At 48.4% G+C, this 17,455-nt stretch carries 12 protein-coding genes; 7 read left to right on the top strand and 5 right to left on the bottom strand.

Going from position 1 to position 17,455, the window contains the following annotated elements:
• A partial coding sequence (locus G598_RS19055; protein WP_157833337.1) for a zinc ribbon domain-containing protein occupies positions 1-205 on the top strand: 205 nt, incomplete at its 5' end.
• A 274-nt stretch (positions 206-479) separates the two neighbouring features.
• Here the strand turns inward: G598_RS19055 and G598_RS17895 are convergent.
• Together G598_RS17895 and G598_RS0112100 are read right to left on the bottom strand one after the other, a co-directional pair.
• The gene (locus G598_RS17895; protein ID WP_051180282.1) at positions 480-1,562 is read right to left on the bottom strand and encodes an HAD family hydrolase; all 1,083 of its coding nucleotides are present in this window, start codon (positions 1,560-1,562) and stop codon (positions 480-482) included.
• Positions 1,563-1,689: 127 nt separating this feature from the next.
• Positions 1,690-2,625 (bottom strand): LysR family transcriptional regulator, encoded by a 936-nt coding sequence (locus G598_RS0112100; protein ID WP_026767184.1) that lies wholly within the window; start codon positions 2,623-2,625, stop codon positions 1,690-1,692.
• A 141-nt stretch (positions 2,626-2,766) separates the two neighbouring features.
• On the opposite strand from G598_RS0112100, the gene cuyB reads away from it, so the two are divergent.
• Positions 2,767-3,477, top strand: coding sequence for a cysteate racemase (gene cuyB / locus G598_RS0112095; RefSeq protein WP_026767183.1), 711 nt, complete (start codon positions 2,767-2,769; stop codon positions 3,475-3,477).
• A 61-nt stretch (positions 3,478-3,538) separates the two neighbouring features.
• Here the strand turns inward: cuyB and G598_RS0112090 are convergent, their stop codons facing one another.
• From G598_RS0112090 to G598_RS17890, 3 genes are all read right to left on the bottom strand, one after another.
• Positions 3,539-6,727 (bottom strand): AAA family ATPase, encoded by a 3,189-nt coding sequence (locus G598_RS0112090; RefSeq protein WP_026767182.1) that lies wholly within the window; start codon positions 6,725-6,727, stop codon positions 3,539-3,541.
• Positions 6,724-7,890 carry an exonuclease SbcCD subunit D gene (locus tag G598_RS0112085; RefSeq protein WP_026767181.1) on the bottom strand — a complete coding sequence of 389 codons (1,167 nt, stop codon included), beginning with the start codon at positions 7,888-7,890 and terminating at the stop codon, positions 6,724-6,726. The genes G598_RS0112090 and G598_RS0112085 overlap by 4 nt, the downstream gene beginning before the upstream one ends.
• A gap of 295 nt (positions 7,891-8,185) precedes the next feature.
• Positions 8,186-9,847 (bottom strand): bifunctional metallophosphatase/5'-nucleotidase, encoded by a 1,662-nt coding sequence (locus G598_RS17890; RefSeq protein ID WP_051180277.1) that lies wholly within the window; start codon positions 9,845-9,847, stop codon positions 8,186-8,188.
• A gap of 188 nt (positions 9,848-10,035) precedes the next feature.
• Between G598_RS17890 and G598_RS0112075 the strand changes: the two genes are divergently transcribed.
• The 5 genes from G598_RS0112075 to G598_RS0112055 all read left to right on the top strand — a co-directional run bounded on the left by G598_RS0112075 (position 10,036) and on the right by G598_RS0112055 (position 17,421).
• Complete coding sequence (locus tag G598_RS0112075; RefSeq protein WP_026767180.1) at positions 10,036-10,920, top strand: LysR family transcriptional regulator; 885 nt, start codon at positions 10,036-10,038, stop codon at positions 10,918-10,920.
• A gap of 199 nt (positions 10,921-11,119) precedes the next feature.
• Entirely contained in the window at positions 11,120-12,547 is a 1,428-nt protein-coding gene (locus tag G598_RS0112070) for a sugar porter family MFS transporter (RefSeq protein WP_026767179.1), read from the top strand.
• 35 nt (positions 12,548-12,582) lie between these two features.
• A complete protein-coding gene (locus tag G598_RS0112065; RefSeq protein WP_026767178.1) occupies positions 12,583-14,187 on the top strand; it encodes a xylulokinase in 1,605 nt (534 codons plus the stop codon).
• Positions 14,188-14,365: 178 nt separating this feature from the next.
• The gene (gene araA / locus G598_RS0112060) at positions 14,366-15,790 is read left to right on the top strand and encodes an L-arabinose isomerase (protein WP_026767177.1); all 1,425 of its coding nucleotides are present in this window, start codon (positions 14,366-14,368) and stop codon (positions 15,788-15,790) included.
• A gap of 608 nt (positions 15,791-16,398) precedes the next feature.
• Positions 16,399-17,421, top strand: coding sequence for an ABC transporter substrate-binding protein (locus tag G598_RS0112055; RefSeq protein WP_026767176.1), 1,023 nt, complete (start codon positions 16,399-16,401; stop codon positions 17,419-17,421).
• The last annotated feature ends 34 nt before the right edge of the window (positions 17,422-17,455 follow it).

The raw sequence follows: 17,455 nt of genomic DNA, 5'->3' as shown, positions 1-17,455 counted from the left end.
ATTGCATGGCTCTGAAATTTTGAAGGTAGATACATTCTACCCGTCAAGCCAGACCTGTTCAAAATGCGGATACCAGAACAAGGAAACTAAGAATCTTGGTATCAGGGATTGGACTTGCCCTGCATGTGGTTCACATCATGACCGAGATGCCAATGCAGCAATAAATATACTGCGAAAGGCAATAGAACAAAAACAGGTTGCTTAACATAAATTAGTACCGTGGGACACACGGGAATTTACGCTTGGGGAGAACGTGTAAGTCGAACTGGTTACGGCTAGGCCGCAGTGTTCAGCGAACCAAGAATCCCCTGCCTTTAGGCATGGGGAGTGTCAAGAGCTATGTATTCGCTAGACGATGCGCTTTTTCCTTGTAGGTGAATTTTTGTTTCACGTGAAACAAAAGGCTGTGAAAATCCCGCCATCATCAATAACGCAGCAGATTTTCACAGCCTCATAGGTTTATAGATAGAGAATATTGTTTATTTTGCGCGGGTTACATTATCGCCGTAAATCGTCTTGAAATCGTCGCGCATGGATACGGGAATCCAACCGTATTTTTCGCAGGAAGCACGCATCTTGTCGGCTTTCTTCTGGTTGCCCAGTTCGCGTTCGGTATCATCACAGAGCAGGGAGAAGGCAAGTGCCTTGTATTTATTGTTGGTGATGGTGTAGTTGAACATACTGGAATCACCAGAGGAATTGCCAAAGGCGAGTACCGGCTGCTTGCCGATTTCGCGGGCAATGTTGGAAACCTTGTTCATCTTGACATCTTTGAGGACGAATTCGCCGCGGATGACTTCATCGTTTTTCTCATAGAGGTAGTCCAGCCCGTCGGTATTGCCCTGATGGGAGGCCAGATTCCAAACATCGGTGCCGATGATGTTGTCCTTTTCAATCGGCATAATGCCATCGGTCAGAATACGCAGAGCCTGACGGTCAGAGCCGGAGACAATGAAAATCTTGAAATTGTTGGCATGGAGATAGGATACGACTTCAACCATCGGAAGGTAGAAGGAATCACCGCGTTTTAGGTTATTCATGCCTTCAGCCGGTGTTTCCATGAATTTCTTGACATAAGCTTCATATTCCGGCAGCGTCATGCCAGCAAATACCGATGCCTGGGATTTTGCTTCTTTGCGTTCCATATCACCGGGGATGCCGGTTTCATAGATAGCTTTTTTTACGACTTTGGCGTATTCGCGATCTTCTGCTTTCGGTGTGTAGGTGGGGTCATTAAGTGCGCGTTCGAGATACATCATCCATTCAAAATAGGAAGGCGTCGTTTCGCAAATCAACGTACCGTCCAAATCGAATACCGCAATACGGTCTTCTACAGGGATGAAGTTTTTGCTCTTTGGATTGGTGACATCTTTTACATAGCTTACAAGGGCCTGATAGGATTTGGCATCTTTATTCCAATACTGGAAGTTGGTGCCTTTCTGGTTAACCGAAATCTGAGCCAGTTCTGCGCGCGTAGCTGCTTCAGAACTGGGGGCGCTGGCCATAAAACCAAAACCGATAGTTGCAGCTAATACAGCAGCGCAGAGTTTCTTGTTACGCATAAAAAAATTACCTCCCTTAAACAATAGTAAGTGAACACGGCTATGCTTGGAATATTCGCTGCTTGCTGTCCAAAATCCTTGTGAAGAAGTAATCTTTTGTTTATAGCATATTGTTGCACGTGAAACATTATGGCTGGTCGAATTGGGCGACATTGTTCCAAAAGGCTTGAATGGCTTTGGGGTGATAAACGCTGCGCGGGATAGCGATAAATATTTCCCTCTGCATTAACGGATGGTTCAGCAGGTAGTAACGCAGATGGTCATTGGGGGCTGCCATGCGGATAAGGGTATCGGTGAGTAAGGTGGCGCCTAAGCCCGTGGCTGCCATATGATAGGCCGTCATTAGCTGATTGAGGTATAGGCGTACCTGCGGCGTAATGCCTGCTTCGCGGAATAACGCCATCGTTCGGCGATACATGTCATTGCCCTTGCCTAGCAGCAGAAAGGGGAGTTCACGAAATTGCTGTAAATCCACAGCCTCCCCGCTCGGTTGTAAATGTTTTCCGGCAATGATTTCCTGGCGGGAAAAGGATTTTAGGTTGGCGGGCGCATAGTCCTGTGGCACAGCCAGCATAATGCGGTCGGTGAAAAAAGTCAGGGATTCAAATTCTTTGATGTTGCATTCGCCGCTGTCGATGACGATATCAATGCTGCCTTGTTTTAAGCCGGCGAATAATTCTGCACTGCTGGATTCAATCACAGAAATATTTATGTTGGGGTGCTGCTCATTGAAGCTTTTGATTAAACGCGGCAAAAAGCATGCTGTTACGAAATTCGTCCCACCGATGACCAGACTGCCGCTTTCCAGTTCAGCCAAATCCGTGATATAGCGGTGCAGGTTTTTCTGTATCTGAAATATTTTTTCGGTGGCTTCAATATAGGCTTGTCCAGCATCGGTGAGCCGCAGGGGCGAATGGGAACGGTCAAAAATGGGCAAACCTAGTTCGCCTTCTATTTTTTTTACGGCGGCCGATAAAGCCGGCTGTGTCATATAGAGTTTTTTTGCGGCCGCAGAAAAACTCTTTTCTTCATAGATGGTATAAACATACTCCATACCGGTCATGCGAATCACTCCTTGTCATATAAATTTATTTTATATCTTTTATATAGTTATAAGTATTTGATTATATTTTATGCTAATGATATGCTTTAAGCAAGATGAACGTACGCCAATCTGCTTGGAGTTTACGGAGGAGTGAGCGAGATGAAAACAATCGGGATTATGGGCGGTATGGGGCCAATGGCTACGGTGGATTTGATGAAGAAAATCATTTTGGCAACTCCGGCAAGCAAGGACCAGGAGCATATTCCCATGCTGGTGGATAACAATTCCCAGATTCCTGACCGGACGAAAGCCATTATGGGACAGGGGGCATCGCCGGCACCGGAAATGGTGAAAACGGCCAAGCGGCTGATGATGGCCGGTGCTGATTTTATCATTATTGCTTGCAATACGGCACACTATTTTCTGCCGGAAATTCTGCCGCAAATCAGTATTCCGGTGTTATCCATCATTGATGTAACCACGAACAGCGCCTTGGAAAAGGGCTTTAAGTCCGTAGGGCTGCTGGCGACCACAGGGACAGTTTCTACTGGTCTTTATCAGAAGAAGTTAGAGGCGAGAGGGATTCAGTGCATTACCCCGCCAACGGATAAACAACATCTGATTGATGATATGATTTACCAAGGAGTCAAGGCAAATAACGAGAATTATGATACCCGTGCAGTAAAAGAATTATTAGCAGAAATGCAAAACGCTGGTGCAGAGGCGTTCATTCTGGGCTGTACAGAAGTTCCCGTGGCAGTATCCATGTATAAGCTGCAAGGCGAATTTATCGACGCTACAGATGAGCTGGCTAAAGCGGCTATTAGGTTTGCTAAGGAAGAAGAGGCAAACGATACACTGATTGCATAAAGTTAATGTTGCACGTGAAACAAAATCCCCTGCAAGCTGTAAGGCTTGCAGGGGATTTTGTTTAGCTGATTTGCCATTCTACATGGCTGCCTTTATCATTTTTGCGGACGATAAGCTGATTGTCAATTTCCTGTTTTAGTTCGGTTACATGGGAGATAATGCCAATCAATTTGTCGCCATTGGAAAGGCGCTTGAGGACTTTGATGGCCTGACTGCGGGAGTGGTCGTCAAGGGAGCCGAACCCTTCATCGATAAACATGATATCGAGATTGATGGCAGATGTATTAGCCTGAATCTGGTCGGCAAGTCCCAGTGCTAAAGATAGGGCAGCCATAAAGGATTCACCGCCGGAGAGGGTTTTGATATCCCGTACCTTGCCCGTGACGGTGGAGTAGACCATCAGGTCAAGACCACGATTTTTGCCCTGACCGGCATCATCAATGGCGATAAGGCGCAGTTCGAATTGTCCGGCGGACATTTCGGAAAAATGCCGGTTCGCCGCGGCGAGAATTTGCGTCAGATAGTGACGCTGCACAAAGGTTTCAATGTCCATACGATAACCGGAGATTTTACCAGACAAGCGGTTGTAAAGTCCTTCCAAGCGGGCAGCACTGGCGAGTTTATCTGTTCGTGCGCTCAGCGCCTTTTGCAGGGAATCGGCTGTTTTTTGATTATGTGAAAGCATTTGCTGGCAGGTTTGCAGCTGTTGGGATAGTTTCTGCCATTCATCATGTGCTTTTTCTTGAGCCTCTTGGCATTTATCCAGCTCAGGGCGAGGGTGCCCGGCGATAAGGGCGGTTTGGGCCTCTTTTCGACCTTGGAGGTTGTTCAGCAGATTGTTATATGCTTGTACCTCTTGCAGCATTTTTTCGCCGTCCGTAATGCTGTATTCATGAACTAATGCTTGCCAGCGATTTTCCTGCATGCTGAGCTGGGTACAGATTTCCTGATACTCTTTTAGGGAGTTATCCTTTTCTGTCGTCAGATGGGGGATTTTTTCGCTAGCGTCATTTAGTAGGGTTTCGGCCTGTTGGCGTGCTGCGCTGGCATGGGTGTTTTTTGACTCTGCCTGCTTTGCGTTTTGTTCTGCTTCAGTAAGTTTGAGCTGGGCAGCTGCTAAGGCTTTTTCGGCTGCTTCTGCGCTTTCATAGGTGTTTTGGGCGGCCAGTGTTTTTTGTTGTCCTTTCAGTTCCTTTAATGTGTTGTCGATTTGATGATAAGTCTGCTCGGCTTGTGTTACCGTTTCTTTTAGCTGGTTTGTTTTTTCATCGCTTTGCTCAATGTGTTGTTGAAGCGCTTGCTGCTCGGCAGCTTGTTTTTTCAATTCTGCCTGTTTTTGTTGCAGCATGCTTTGCCATTTGCTGAGGTGAGGCGTTATATCCGCTAACTGAGGTGCATCCGGCAGGGAAATATACTGGGCAAGGTTTTGCGCGAGCTTAGTCAGTCCTTCGGAAAATTGCTGCTGGGTGTTTTGTAAATGATTGCTGGCCTTGCCGGCTTGTTCAGCAAGCTGTGTTTGCTGTTGGTTTAGTTTGTCGACCTGTTGGGCAAGTTTTTGCAATTCCTGCCGTTCTAATGGTTTGGTATCTTCATTTAGGCGATGGGGAGCAGGGTGCGTCGTAGAGCCGCATACTGGGCAGGGGATTCCCTCTGCGAGTGTTTCTGCCAGCAGGCCGGCCTGTGCGTCGAGAAAAAGCTTTTGTTGGGTAAGATAATTTTCCTGTGCCTGCTGGTGTTTGGCATGTGCCTGTTTATAGACTGCTTGTGCCTGCGTGGCAGCCTGGTTTGCCTTTTCGATTTCCTGTTGCAGGGCGGTCAGGCGTAGATGGTCGTTTTGCCAATTTTGCAGACGTTCCAACTGATGTTGGCATTTTTCTGCTTTTTCGCTGACGCTGGCCAGTTCATCACGGCGCTTATGCCATGCTTTTACCTGTTCGTTAAAAGCGGTTTCTTGCTGACGGGCAGTAGTTAGTTTAGTCTGGGCCGTCTGCAATTGTTCTTGTAGTGTATATTCTTGTGCCTGTAAGGCTTTTAACTGATGCAGCCTGTTCAGGGCGGCCTTTACGCTGGTTTCCAGGGAACTAAAATCCTGCAGGGCTGACTGGTGAAGTTTTTTTGCCTGTTCCAGTTCCTCTTGGGCTGTTTTGGCGGCGGCATTTAATAGGGGCAGGGCTTCTTCCTGCTGTGTCTTCTGCGCGCTGAGCTGGTTCAGGCTGTTTTGTTTATCTTGCCAGCGTTGATAGTGGGCCGCGATTTTATAAGCCGCATTTATGGCTTGACCGAGCTGGTCTTTTTGCGTCTGCATATCCTTTTGGCTGATAAGGTCGCTTTCCTGTGTGGTAATGTGGTCTAGTTCTGCGTAGGCTTTTGCCAGAGCCAGGGCTGTATCGTAGGCCTGCTTGCTTCTATCACGCTGCATGGTGGCCTCGGCATAGTCTTTTTCCATAGCTTGTGCCTGCTCCTGTAATTCTGCGCAGAATGGAGTGAGTTTTTCCAGCAGTTCTTCGATATCGACAATGCTCACCGTTTTAGCCTGCTGAATACGCGCTTTTAGGGAAAGCAAGTCCGCATTGGCTTCTGCAGGCAGGGAGAGGCCTTCAACCATTCCCTGACAGCGCTGTATGAGGTTTTTCATTTCATCCTGCATCGCGGCGTTGCGCGTTTTTAATTCAGCGACAATGCGCTCAAAGATTTCCGTGTCAAAGAGGCGGCGGAAGATTTCTTTTTTCTTGCTGGAATCCAGCCGCAGAAGTTCCATGAATTCACCCTGCGCAATCATGCCGACCTGCATGAATTGTTCCTTGGTCAGTCCCACGATATCTTGCAGCTTGGCATTGATTTCGCCAATTTTGCCATTGAAGTTGCTGCCATCGGGTAGGGTCAGGGCGAGTTCTTCTTTCGTTTCGATATCGGCACCCTGCCCGCGCAGGCGCTTGCGAAAGTGGTGGGGAACACGGTGGACGGTGTAGATTTGTTCCTCGCCGCGCTCCTTTTCGCTGAAGGTTAGCTCGACAAACGGCGTTACATCCCGGCCGATGTACTGGCTTTGCAAGTCGGTGCTGGCTTTTTTGTTGGTATTGGAGCTGTTTTCGCCATAGAGGGCAAAGACCAGCGCATCAAAGATGGTGGTTTTTCCGGCGCCGGTATCGCCTGTAATCAGGAATAAATTTTGCTGGGGGATGGAAAAGTCAATTTCGGTTTTTGCCCCATAAGAGCTAAAGGCTTGCAGGGTAAGTTTTAGTGGTTTCATGGTCTGTCCTCCGTGCGCGCGTCTTGTACCGTGTTGATGATATCGGCAAGCAGCGATTCATCCTCCTCGTCTAATTGCCCTAAGAAGGTCTTACATAAGGCAAAGGGGGAAAGATGTTCCTGCGGTGCAATCGCATCCTTATAATTTACAACTTTTTGGACAGCGCGCCGGATTTCCAGCAGGTTGGGGAAAGCCGCGTTCAGCCGGTCCTGCATATCGAAAATATCCAAATCCTGCTCATCGGTCAGCGTAATGCTGACATAATCCTGCGAAGGGGCTGCGAGAACATTTTCCAAGGTGTCCTTGATTTTTCGCACTGCATGCAGGGGAGAAAGGGGAAGAACAGTGGTTTTTACAATGCCTTTGGCACCCATTTCGACTTCGATAATGCCTTTTTCCTGTCCAGCTTCACTGATGGAGCAGGCCAGCGGCGTACCGCAGTAGCGGAAGCAGTCCTTGCCGTTGAGACGCTGCGCCTTATGGATATGGCCAAGGGCAGCATAATCAAATTGTTCGAGCAGATCGCCGTTGACGGAGTCGATATTGCCGACCGTGATGATTTCGGAATCACTGCGGGTGATTTCATCAGCACTGCTGCCGGTCGAAAGATAAAATTGGTGGCTTACCAATACATTGCGCTGTGTTTGGTCAAGTGTTTCACGTGCAACAAGTGCATGAAGAGCGGCGTCATAGGAAAGGTTATTGCCATTTTCGTCAGTGCCAGTGATAGTCTTGACCATGGAAGGTTTTACAAAAGGGAGTAGATAAAAATGGATATCTCCATATTCATCCTGCATAGTAACCTTAGTGATGGACTCATCTTCCTCCATAGGTGGCAGGCCAATCAAGTGGATTTTTTGGTTGGACAACACCTGTCGGAAAATATTGACGCGCTGAGCGCTGTCATGATTGCCGGAAATCAGCATAATTTCCGCATGCGGAACTGCTTGATGAAGTTGGGTGATAAAGAAATCAAAGAGGCTAACTGCTTCTGCTGAGGGGATGGCCTTATCATAGATATCACCTGCGATTACGACAGCCTCTGGCTGGCGTTCGCGGGCTTTTGTAACGATTTGTGCCAATATATGTTTCTGATCCGCAGTCAGGTCATGGTTGACCAACTTCAGACCGATATGCAGGTCGGATAGGTGAAAGAATTTCATGGCTATGTGCCTCCTGTACGGTAAATATCTTTATATATTATACCGCTAAACGGACGCATGAAAAAGCCAGCCCAAGGGGATTGAGCTGGTTTCTTCGGATGTGATGTTGTGTTATGGAAAGGAAGAGAGAATATACAATATTTATATAATCTCATGTCTTCGATATGTGATATTATGCCACAGAAAATATGGCCTGTAAAATATGGTTTTTTGATAAGCGTATAAGTTTTTCCTATAAAATTAATCTATGTATATACCAAAAGCCCTGAAGATGTCAGGGCTTTTGAAGGGGAACTTATTTAATTACATTCCAGTTATGGTCGCAGGTTGGCGTGATGGTGCCTTTTTCCTGAACGTAGCGAATCATGAGACTGCGCATCTGGCCGTCATCGCCATATTTGCGCATGGAGTCAAAGACAACTTTGGGCTTTCTGCCATTGGTATAGCCCATAGCTTCAATATAGCCGCTGCCGCCATTCATGCGGTAGTCGTTGATGGCCATGGTGAACGTATCGGTGTCTTTTACATCCTTGCCCTGATACTGCAGCTTGGTGATACGCTGACCGACAGGCTTGGTCAAATCGATGGTGTAATCCACGCCTTGCATCATATCGTAATTGTAGTCCGGGGACTTGCCATAGAAGCTGGCTGCGTGTTCCATGTATTTGCGTAATTCAGCCCCGTTGATTTCGATGCCATAGAGATAGTTCTCATAGATGTAGAGGCCGGACAAATCCTGCAGGGTAATCTTGCCCTTATTGATGTTCTGGCTGGTGTTAAAGGACGCTGCTGCGGATAATTGCGTGCCAGCATAATGGCGCTGTACTTCATTGATCAGGTCGACAATAGCGGAGTCTTGATGGTTGGACTCTGCCCCAAGGTAGGTGTCAGAGGCTTCGCCGATTACAGTCTGCAGATGTTTCAAGGTCTTTTCATGCCAGGGGGCGACTTGTTTTACAATCTGCGGATCATCCGCTACACCTTTCATGGAGAGTGCCTGAGTAGATACGTTATTTACTTTCCATTTGCCATTTTCCTTGTTGATGGTGAGTACGCTCTTGCCTAGGAATTTTCCGTCTTTGCCGCTTTCAATTACGGGCACGCCGTTGATGACGGATTTCTGGTAGTTAGTGCCATCCGGTCCGATTACGCCGGATTGGTTATCAATGACGACATGGTTATGAGCACAAATGAGCAGTGAAAGTTCCGGGCAGGCTTTGGCGATATCGACTACCTGATTTTCTTCGCCGCCGCGGTCATCACGAGGCACACCGGAGTGCGTGATACCAATGATGATATCCGCGCCTTTTGCCTGCAGTTCTTTGATGCACTGGCGGAATACCGGTACCTGATCGACAAAATGTACCCCTGCATAGTGTGAAGGATCTTCAAACATGGGGATAGCGGGGGTATCGGTGCCGATAATGCCGACCTTTACTTTCTCGCCATCGATATTGACGGTCTTCAAGAGGTAAGGCTGTACGGCTTTCCAGGTTTTGACGGTCTTATCGTCGATTACGTTGGCAGCAAGGACATTTTTATTTTTGCCAATGGCTTTTTTGAGGAAATCCAAACCAAAGTTAAATTCATGGTTTCCGAGCTCAATGGCATCATAGCCAATGGTGTTGAAGGCATCAAACATGGGGTGCGTTTTCCACTCGTTGGGATGCTGCACCATATAGGTATCCAGTGGTGTACCCTGAAGAATATCGCCGCCGTCGATGACGAGAATATCGTCCTTGGCACCTTTCTGGCTGCGGGCTTCCTTGATGATGGTACTGATTTTAGCCAGGCCGACATCGGCAGGCTTGGAGGTGAAGTAATTCCAGCCGACGATACTGCCGTGAATATCGGAGGTCGAAAATACCGTCAAGTTACCAGCAAAGGCTGTGCCGGATGTGATAGCAGCTGTTAATACAGCCAACGCAAAGGTCTTGCAAGAACGTTTTCCAAACATAATGATTACCCCTATAATTATTCACATTGATAACAATCACGAATATTTCGATTAAATTATATATAGAATAAGTGTAAATAAGCAAGGACATATGTCCTGATTTATCGCCAGGCAATGTATTAAATAAAGGAGTTTCAAAGAATAAATATGTTATAATAGTAAAAAATGGAAATAAGAGGTGAAACGCGATGACGCTTATACAAATGCGTTATTTCTACGAAGTCTGCCAATGGCAGAATATCACCAAGGCTGCAGAACATCTACATGTTTCCCAGCCGACCATCAGCGTGGCCATGCAGACATTGGAAGCGGAGACGGGATTAAATCTCTTCCATCGAGAAGGGAGAAAGATTATTATTACCAATGAAGGTGGCAAATTACTTGGCAAAGTCAAACACATTTTAGACCAAATCGATCAGCTCGATGATGAAATTCAGGATATGGCACACAATCGCAACCATATTCGCATGGCGATGCCTTTGCAGTTAGGTACACAATTTCTGCCGCGGATATTAGGCGAGTTCCGCCAGCAGCATCCGGAAATCCGTTTGGACATTATCGAATCCGGCGGCATATCGGCTCTGCATATGGTCGAGGAGGAGAAGCTCGATATTGCCTTTACCAACTATGAAGATGGCTTCAGTCAGAAGCTGAACTATGAAAAGCTCTTTGCCTGCGAATGCTGTTTGGTCACTAGTCCCCAAAATCCGTTGGCGGCCAAAAAATCCATCACGATAAAAGATGTTTTGGAAGAACCATTGGTTTTATTGGACAGCAGCTTCTTTGTCTACCGTATGGTACATGATATGTACGCCAAAGCCGAACAGAAGCCGCAGGTGATACATTATTCTCCTTATCTGCATACCATCAAAAATCTCGTGCGGACGGGGATTGGTTCAACCTTTCTGACGCGTCAGGCCATCCTGCAGCGCGATGATTTGGTCGTCATTCCGCTAGAACAGCCCTTCTATATTAACTCTGGCATCGTCACCAAGAAGGGCCGTCAGGTCTATGATGATGAACGCCTGCTCATTAAATACCTCAAGGAAATTACCAGCAATTGCACCCATTGACCACTATGCCGGCACCGATTTTTTTCTAACGGCGCCGGCTAAAAAAAAGAATTTACTGAAAATACCATAAAGAAACATAAATAAAGCACAAATAAAAAACAATAAAAAGATTGACAAAGCGATTGCACGATGTTATATTATAAATGTGCTCGAACACAGGAAGACTTAAATCAAAACAAAGAAACGAGGTTAGTACACAATGACAATGGGTTCCTCTAGTGTAGCGGAGAAGAAAATCTCCAGCGCATTCATTTATTTCTTTGGTTCGTTTGGTGGTATTCTTTTCGGTTACGATATCGGCGTTATGACCGGTGCTTTGCCCTTTCTGCAGAATGACTGGGGACTGGCCGGTAACGCCAGCATTATCGGTTGGATCACTTCTTCGGTTATGTTTGGTGCCATTTTTGGTGGGGCACTGGCGGGACAGCTTTCCGATAAGCTCGGCCGTCGCAAGATGATTCTTTTATCAGCACTTATTTTCGTCGTTGGTTCGATTTTATCCGGCCTGGCGCCGCAGGATGGTTCGCTTTACCTGATTGCTGTGCGCGTGCTTTTGGGCTTGGCTGTTGGTGCAGCTTCGGCTCTCGTACCGGCGTATATGTCGGAAATGTCTCCGGCACGTCTGCGCGGGCGTCTCTCCGGTATCAATCAGACCATGATTGTGTCCGGCATGCTGCTGTCCTATGTCGTTGACTTCCTATTGAAGGATATGCCGGAAACCATTGCCTGGAGACTGATGCTTAGTCTGGCTGCAGTGCCTGCAATCATTTTGTTCTTAGGCGTACTTCGTCTGCCGGAATCTCCGCGTTTCCTGGTTCGTCATGGCAAAGTTGAAGAAGCCCGTCAGGTACTCGGCTTTATCCGTGAAAAAAACGAAGTGGAGGCGGAACTCTGCGACATTCAGGAAACCGCTCAGGAAGAAACGGCAGCTGCTGCCAATACTTCGCTGAGCACCCTTCTTTCCGACAAATACCGCTATCTGGTTACGGCTGGTGTTGGTGTGGCTGCCTTCCAGCAGTTCCAGGGCGCTAATGCGATATTCTATTACATTCCGTTGATTGTGGAACAGGCTACGGGGCAGGCTGCCAGTTCCCAGCTGATGTGGCCCATCATTCAGGGTATCCTGTTGGTACTTGGTTCTCTGGTATTCCTGGCTATCGCAGACCGTTTCAAACGCCGTACGCTGCTCACGCTGGGCGGCACGGTTATGGGCTTGTCCTTCATCCTGCCGGCTGTAATCAACAGTATAGTGCCGGATACGGACCCCATGATGATTGTTGGTTTTCTCTGTGTGTATGTTGCTTTTTACTCCTTTACCTGGGCACCCCTTACCTGGGTTATTGTTGGTGAAATATTCCCCCTGGCAATCCGCGGCCGTGCATCCGGTATGGCTTCCTCCTTTAACTGGATTGGCTCTTTCCTGGTTGGTCTGTTGTTCCCAATTATGACCGCCAGCATTTCGCAGGCCGCCGTATTTGCCATCTTTGGCTGCATCTGCCTGTTGGGCGTAGCCTTTATCCGGACCTGTGTACCGGAAACGCGTGGTGCAACGTTGGAAGAAATTGAAGCAGCGGGGATTGCACACGGAAAAAAAGATGAAGCCTGCCCAGCGATAAATATGGGCTAAATAGATAACCATCATCATATAGGAGGCTATTGGTTATGGACTTGGTAAAAAATGCGGCATGCATCGAAAGTGGTGCCACGGCACTGGGGGTGGAGCTGGGCTCCACCCGTATCAAAGCCGTGCTCGTGAACGATGCTTGCGAAACCTTGGCAAGCGCCAGCTTTGAATGGGAAAATCAGCTGGTCGATGGCATTTGGACATATGAAATGTCCGAAGCCTGGAGGGGCATCCAGACCTGCTTTAAGGAGCTGGCGGCGGATGTAAAGAGCCGCTATCATGTGTCCCTCACGCAGATTGGTTCCATTGGCATCAGTGCGATGATGCACGGCTATCTGCCCTTTGACAAGGACGGCAAACAGCTGGCTCCTTTCCGCACCTGGCGCAATAACATTACTGGCGTTGCGGCAGACAAGCTGACGGAAGCGCTGAAGTTCAACATTCCGCAGCGGTGGAGCATTGCCCATCTGTATCAGGCCATCCTAAATGGTGAGGAACATGTCAAGGACATTGACTTCCTGACGACGCTGGCAGGCTATATTCACTGGCAGCTCTGTGGGGAAAAGGTCTTGGGCGTAGGTGATGCTTCGGGCATGTTCCCCATTGATGAGGCAACGGGTGATTATGATGCAGGCATGGTCAAAATCTTTGACAGCTTGCCGGAAGTCGCCAAACAGCCGTGGAATCTGATTGCTGTGCTGCCGAAATCCCTGCGGGCTGGCGTGGAGGCTGGCCATCTGACAGAGGCTGGGGCAAAACTTCTTGACCCGAGCGGAACCTTGCAGGCCGGGGCTCTCATGGCACCGCCGGAAGGCGATGCCGGTACCGGCATGGTATCGACAAACAGCGTGCGCAAGCGCACAGGCAATATTTCTGTCGGCACGTCGGCGTTCTCTATGAATGTATTGGATGAACCGTTAAAGGCTGTGCATCGGGATATTGACATCGTCACAACCCCCGATGGTGCCAATGTGGCCATGGTGCATGTCAATAACTGTTCTTCGGATATCAATGCCTGGGTCAATATGTTCGGCGAATTTGCCAAGGCTATCGGCCATGAGCAGACACCGGCAAAACTCTACAGCACGCTCTTCAATACGACAGTAGGTGCCGATAAGGATGCCGGCGGGCTCGTGAATTACAGCTGTCTGTCCGGGGAAAATATCACCAAGGTGGAAGCTGGACGCCCACTGTTTGTGCGGACGCCGCACAGTCATATGAATCTGGGCAACTTCATGCTGGCACAGTTATATGGTTCGTTTGCGCCGCTGAAAATCGGCATGGATGTGCTCATTCAGGATGAAGGCGTCAAGACCGATGTGATGGTGGCTCAGGGCGGACTCTTTAAGACGCCGGTCATCGCGCAGCAGGTACTCGCCGACAGTCTGGGGATTCCCATTACCGTAATGGATACGGCTAGTGAGGGCGGCCCTTGGGGCATGGCAGTGCTGGCGGTTTATGCCAAGGAAGGTGCTAAGGAAAGTCTGCCGGACTTCCTCGACAGCAAGGTGTTCAAGAATCCGCAGAGCACTACGCTGACGCCGAATGCGGCAGGTGTGGAAGGATGCAAAAAGTTCATCGCCAACTATCAGGCGGGCTTGGCTTTGGAACAACAGGCAGGGCAGTTAGTTGCGGATAAGTAAGGTGCGTGGTGGTACTTTTCTTTGGCAGCAAAGAAAAGTACCCAAAAGAAAACGTGGACTGAAATCCCGTCCGGGGATTTACGTCCACCTGCGCCCTTCCGTGGGCGCCAGGTGACGGTATAGAGGTATCATTTCTTAGTAACATGTTTGGGCAGATGCATAGAAGGGAAGTATTAGCATGTTGGAAGTAAAAAATTATGAATTCTGGTTTGTAGCGGGCAGTCAGCATCTTTATGGCGAGGAACAGCTCAAGAATGTTGAGCGTGACACGCAGGACATTGTGGACAAATTGAATGCCAGCGGCAAGCTGCCGTATAAGGTGGTTTGCAAAGGTGTTATGACTACGGCTGATGGCATCACGCAGTTTATGAAGGATGTTAACTACCATGATGAAGTAGCTGGTGTGATTACCTGGATGCACACATTCTCGCCGGCAAAGAACTGGATTCGTGGCACGAAACTGCTGCAGAAACCGCTGCTGCATCTGGCTACGCAGTATCTCAATGAAATTCCCTATGCAACGATTGACTTTGACTACATGAACCTCAACCAGAGTGCGCATGGTGACCGTGAATACGGCTATCTGAACTCCCGTCTGAACATCAACAACAAGATTGTCTATGGCTACTGGGGCGATGAAGAAGTACAGCAGGAAATCGCTTCCTGGCAGGATGTGGCTGTAGCTTATAACGAAAGCTTCCATATCCGTGTCTGCCGTTTCGGCGATACCATGCGTGATGTAGCTGTTACGGAAGGCGACAAGGTAGAAGCTCAGATTCAGCTCGGCTGGACGGTTGACTATTGGCCGGTAGGCGAACTCGTGGATGAGGTAGATGCTGTTTCTGAAGCAGACATTGATGCAGAATACAAGAAACTTTCCGAAATGTACACGCTCAATCCGCAGGACAACCCGCAGGATAAATTTGAGGCATCTGTACGCTATCAGCTGCGTGAATATCTGGGCATCAAGAAATTCCTGGATGACAGAGGCTACAATGCGTTCTGCACGAACTTCCAGGATTTGAAGGGTCTCAAACAGCTGCCTGGTCTGGCTGCTCAGCTTCTGATGCGTGACGGCTATGGCTTTGCTGCTGAAGGTGACTGGAAGCATGCTGCCCTGGCCCGTCTTTTGAAAATTATGGCCCATAATGACCGTACGGTATTTATGGAAGACTATACGCTCGACCTGCGCAAAGGCCATGAAGCAATCCTTGGTGCGCATATGCTCGAAGTTGACCCGACCATTGCCAGCGATAAACCGAAAGTGGAAGTGCATCCGCTCGATATCGGCGGCAAGGATGACCCGGCTCGTCTGGTATTTACCGGTGCTGACGGTGAAGCTGTCGATGTGACGGTGGCTGACTTCCGTGATGGCTTCCGTCTGATCAGCTATCCGGTTGACTGCCGCAAGGCTGAAGCGGAAACGCCGCATCTGCCGGTAGCAAAACAGCTCTGGACGCCGAAATGCGGCTTGAAGAAGGGCTCCACGGAATGGATTAAGGCTGGCGGCGGCCATCATACGGTGCTTTCCTTCCGTCTGACGGAAGAACAGATTCATGATTTGGGCGTGATGCTGGGCATGAATCTGGTGGAGATTTGCTAAGGTTTACATCGTAGGCGTAAGACGCCCGGCGGCTGATAATACTTTTCCTCTGCTTAGACAGGCTTGTCAAACGCGACGGAAAAGCATTATCAGCCGCCGGGCTTACTGCGCAGTTGGCTGTTTGTCTTACTCTTACATCGAAATGCAAAGGCGCTCAAGGGGGCTGGCAATATTTTTTCTTCGCTTAGGCAGGCTTGTCAAACGCTGCGGAAAATATCACCAATACCCGTGGGCTTACTGCGTAGCAGTGGGGTAACAGCGTCATAGTAAGGCGCCAAAGGGGGCTGGCTTGCTGCGTTGCAGTGGCAGTGAAACAATAAAAAATGTGTTCGAACAAAAATAAAGAATAAAAACATATTGACAAATACGGTGCAAAAGAGTATCGTATTAGATAGAAAAAGTTGTGGCTAGGCTGAGCAATAACGTTGTCTATGTTTAATTGTCTGAGTTTTGCTAAAAGACTATATTGCGTGCAATTTAATATGTGCACGAGAACAGATGGCGGGTTGCAGCAGCAAACTGCGCAAGGCTGATCGCAAAGGGGGCAGGGCAAGAGATAGGTGCAGGAGTCACACGCGGAATCATGATGTAGCAAAGGAGACGATGAGATGAAAAAGCTCATAGCATTATTACTAGCAAGCGTTATGATGATTGTAGCTGCCGGCTGTGGCGGTGGTGGTGAACAGGCCAAAGACAGCGGCAAGTCTGGCGGCGGCGACAAGAAGATTACGATGGGTTTCTCCCAGATCGGAGCGGAATCCGAATGGAGAACGGCGAACACGGAATCCATCAAGAAAGCAGCAGAAGAAGCTGGCATCAACCTGCAGTTCTCGGATGCACAGCAGAAACAGGAAAATCAGATTAAAGCTATTCGTTCCTTTATTGCACAGGGCGTAGATATTATCGCTTTCGTGCCCATCGTAGAAACGGGCTGGGATACGGTACTCAAAGAAGCAAAAGATGCCAAAATCCCCGTTGTCGTTGTTGACCGCGATGTGAAACTGGCCGATGACAGCCTCTATGTTGCTAAAATCGGTACCGACTCCGTAAAAGAAGGCAACAACGTATTCAAATGGATTGATGAATACATGGCTAAAGAAAAGAAGACCCCGCGTGATGGTGGCAGCCAGTACAACGTAGTTGTTCTCGAAGGTACGGTTGGTTCTTCCGTAGCTATCCGCCGTCAGGAAGGCTTCAAAGATGCTATGGCAAAATCCCCGAATGCTGGCAAATATAACATCCTTGCATCCCAGACTGGTGAATTCACCCGTCAGAAAGGCCAGGAAGTTATGGAATCTTTCCTGAAATCCTATGGTCCGAAAATCGACATTCTCTTTGCTCATAACGATGATATGGCTCTCGGTGCTATTCAGGCAATCGAAAAAGCTGGCCTCAAACCCGGCAAAGACATCACCATTATCTCCATTGATGGCGTAAAAGGTATGTTCCAGGCTATGATTGAAGGCAAAGCAAACTGCACGGTAGAATGCAACCCGCTGCAGGGCAAACTCCTGATGGAAACGGCTAAGAAGATTCTTGCCGGTGAAAAAGTTGACAAACTGGTTTATGTTGACGAAGGTGTCTTCCCTGCTGATGTAGCAGAAAAGACCCTGCCGGAACGCAAATACTAAGCTGAGATTCAAGTAAATGCAAGGCCGTGCCCGT

Origin of the sequence: Selenomonas ruminantium subsp. ruminantium ATCC 12561 (assembly GCF_000424065.1) — a bacterium.
GTDB classification, from domain to species: Bacteria; Bacillota; Negativicutes; order Selenomonadales; family Selenomonadaceae; genus Selenomonas_A; species Selenomonas_A ruminantium.
Note: the sequence above shows the minus strand (reverse complement) of the source record. Positions and strands in the feature narration are given on the sequence as shown.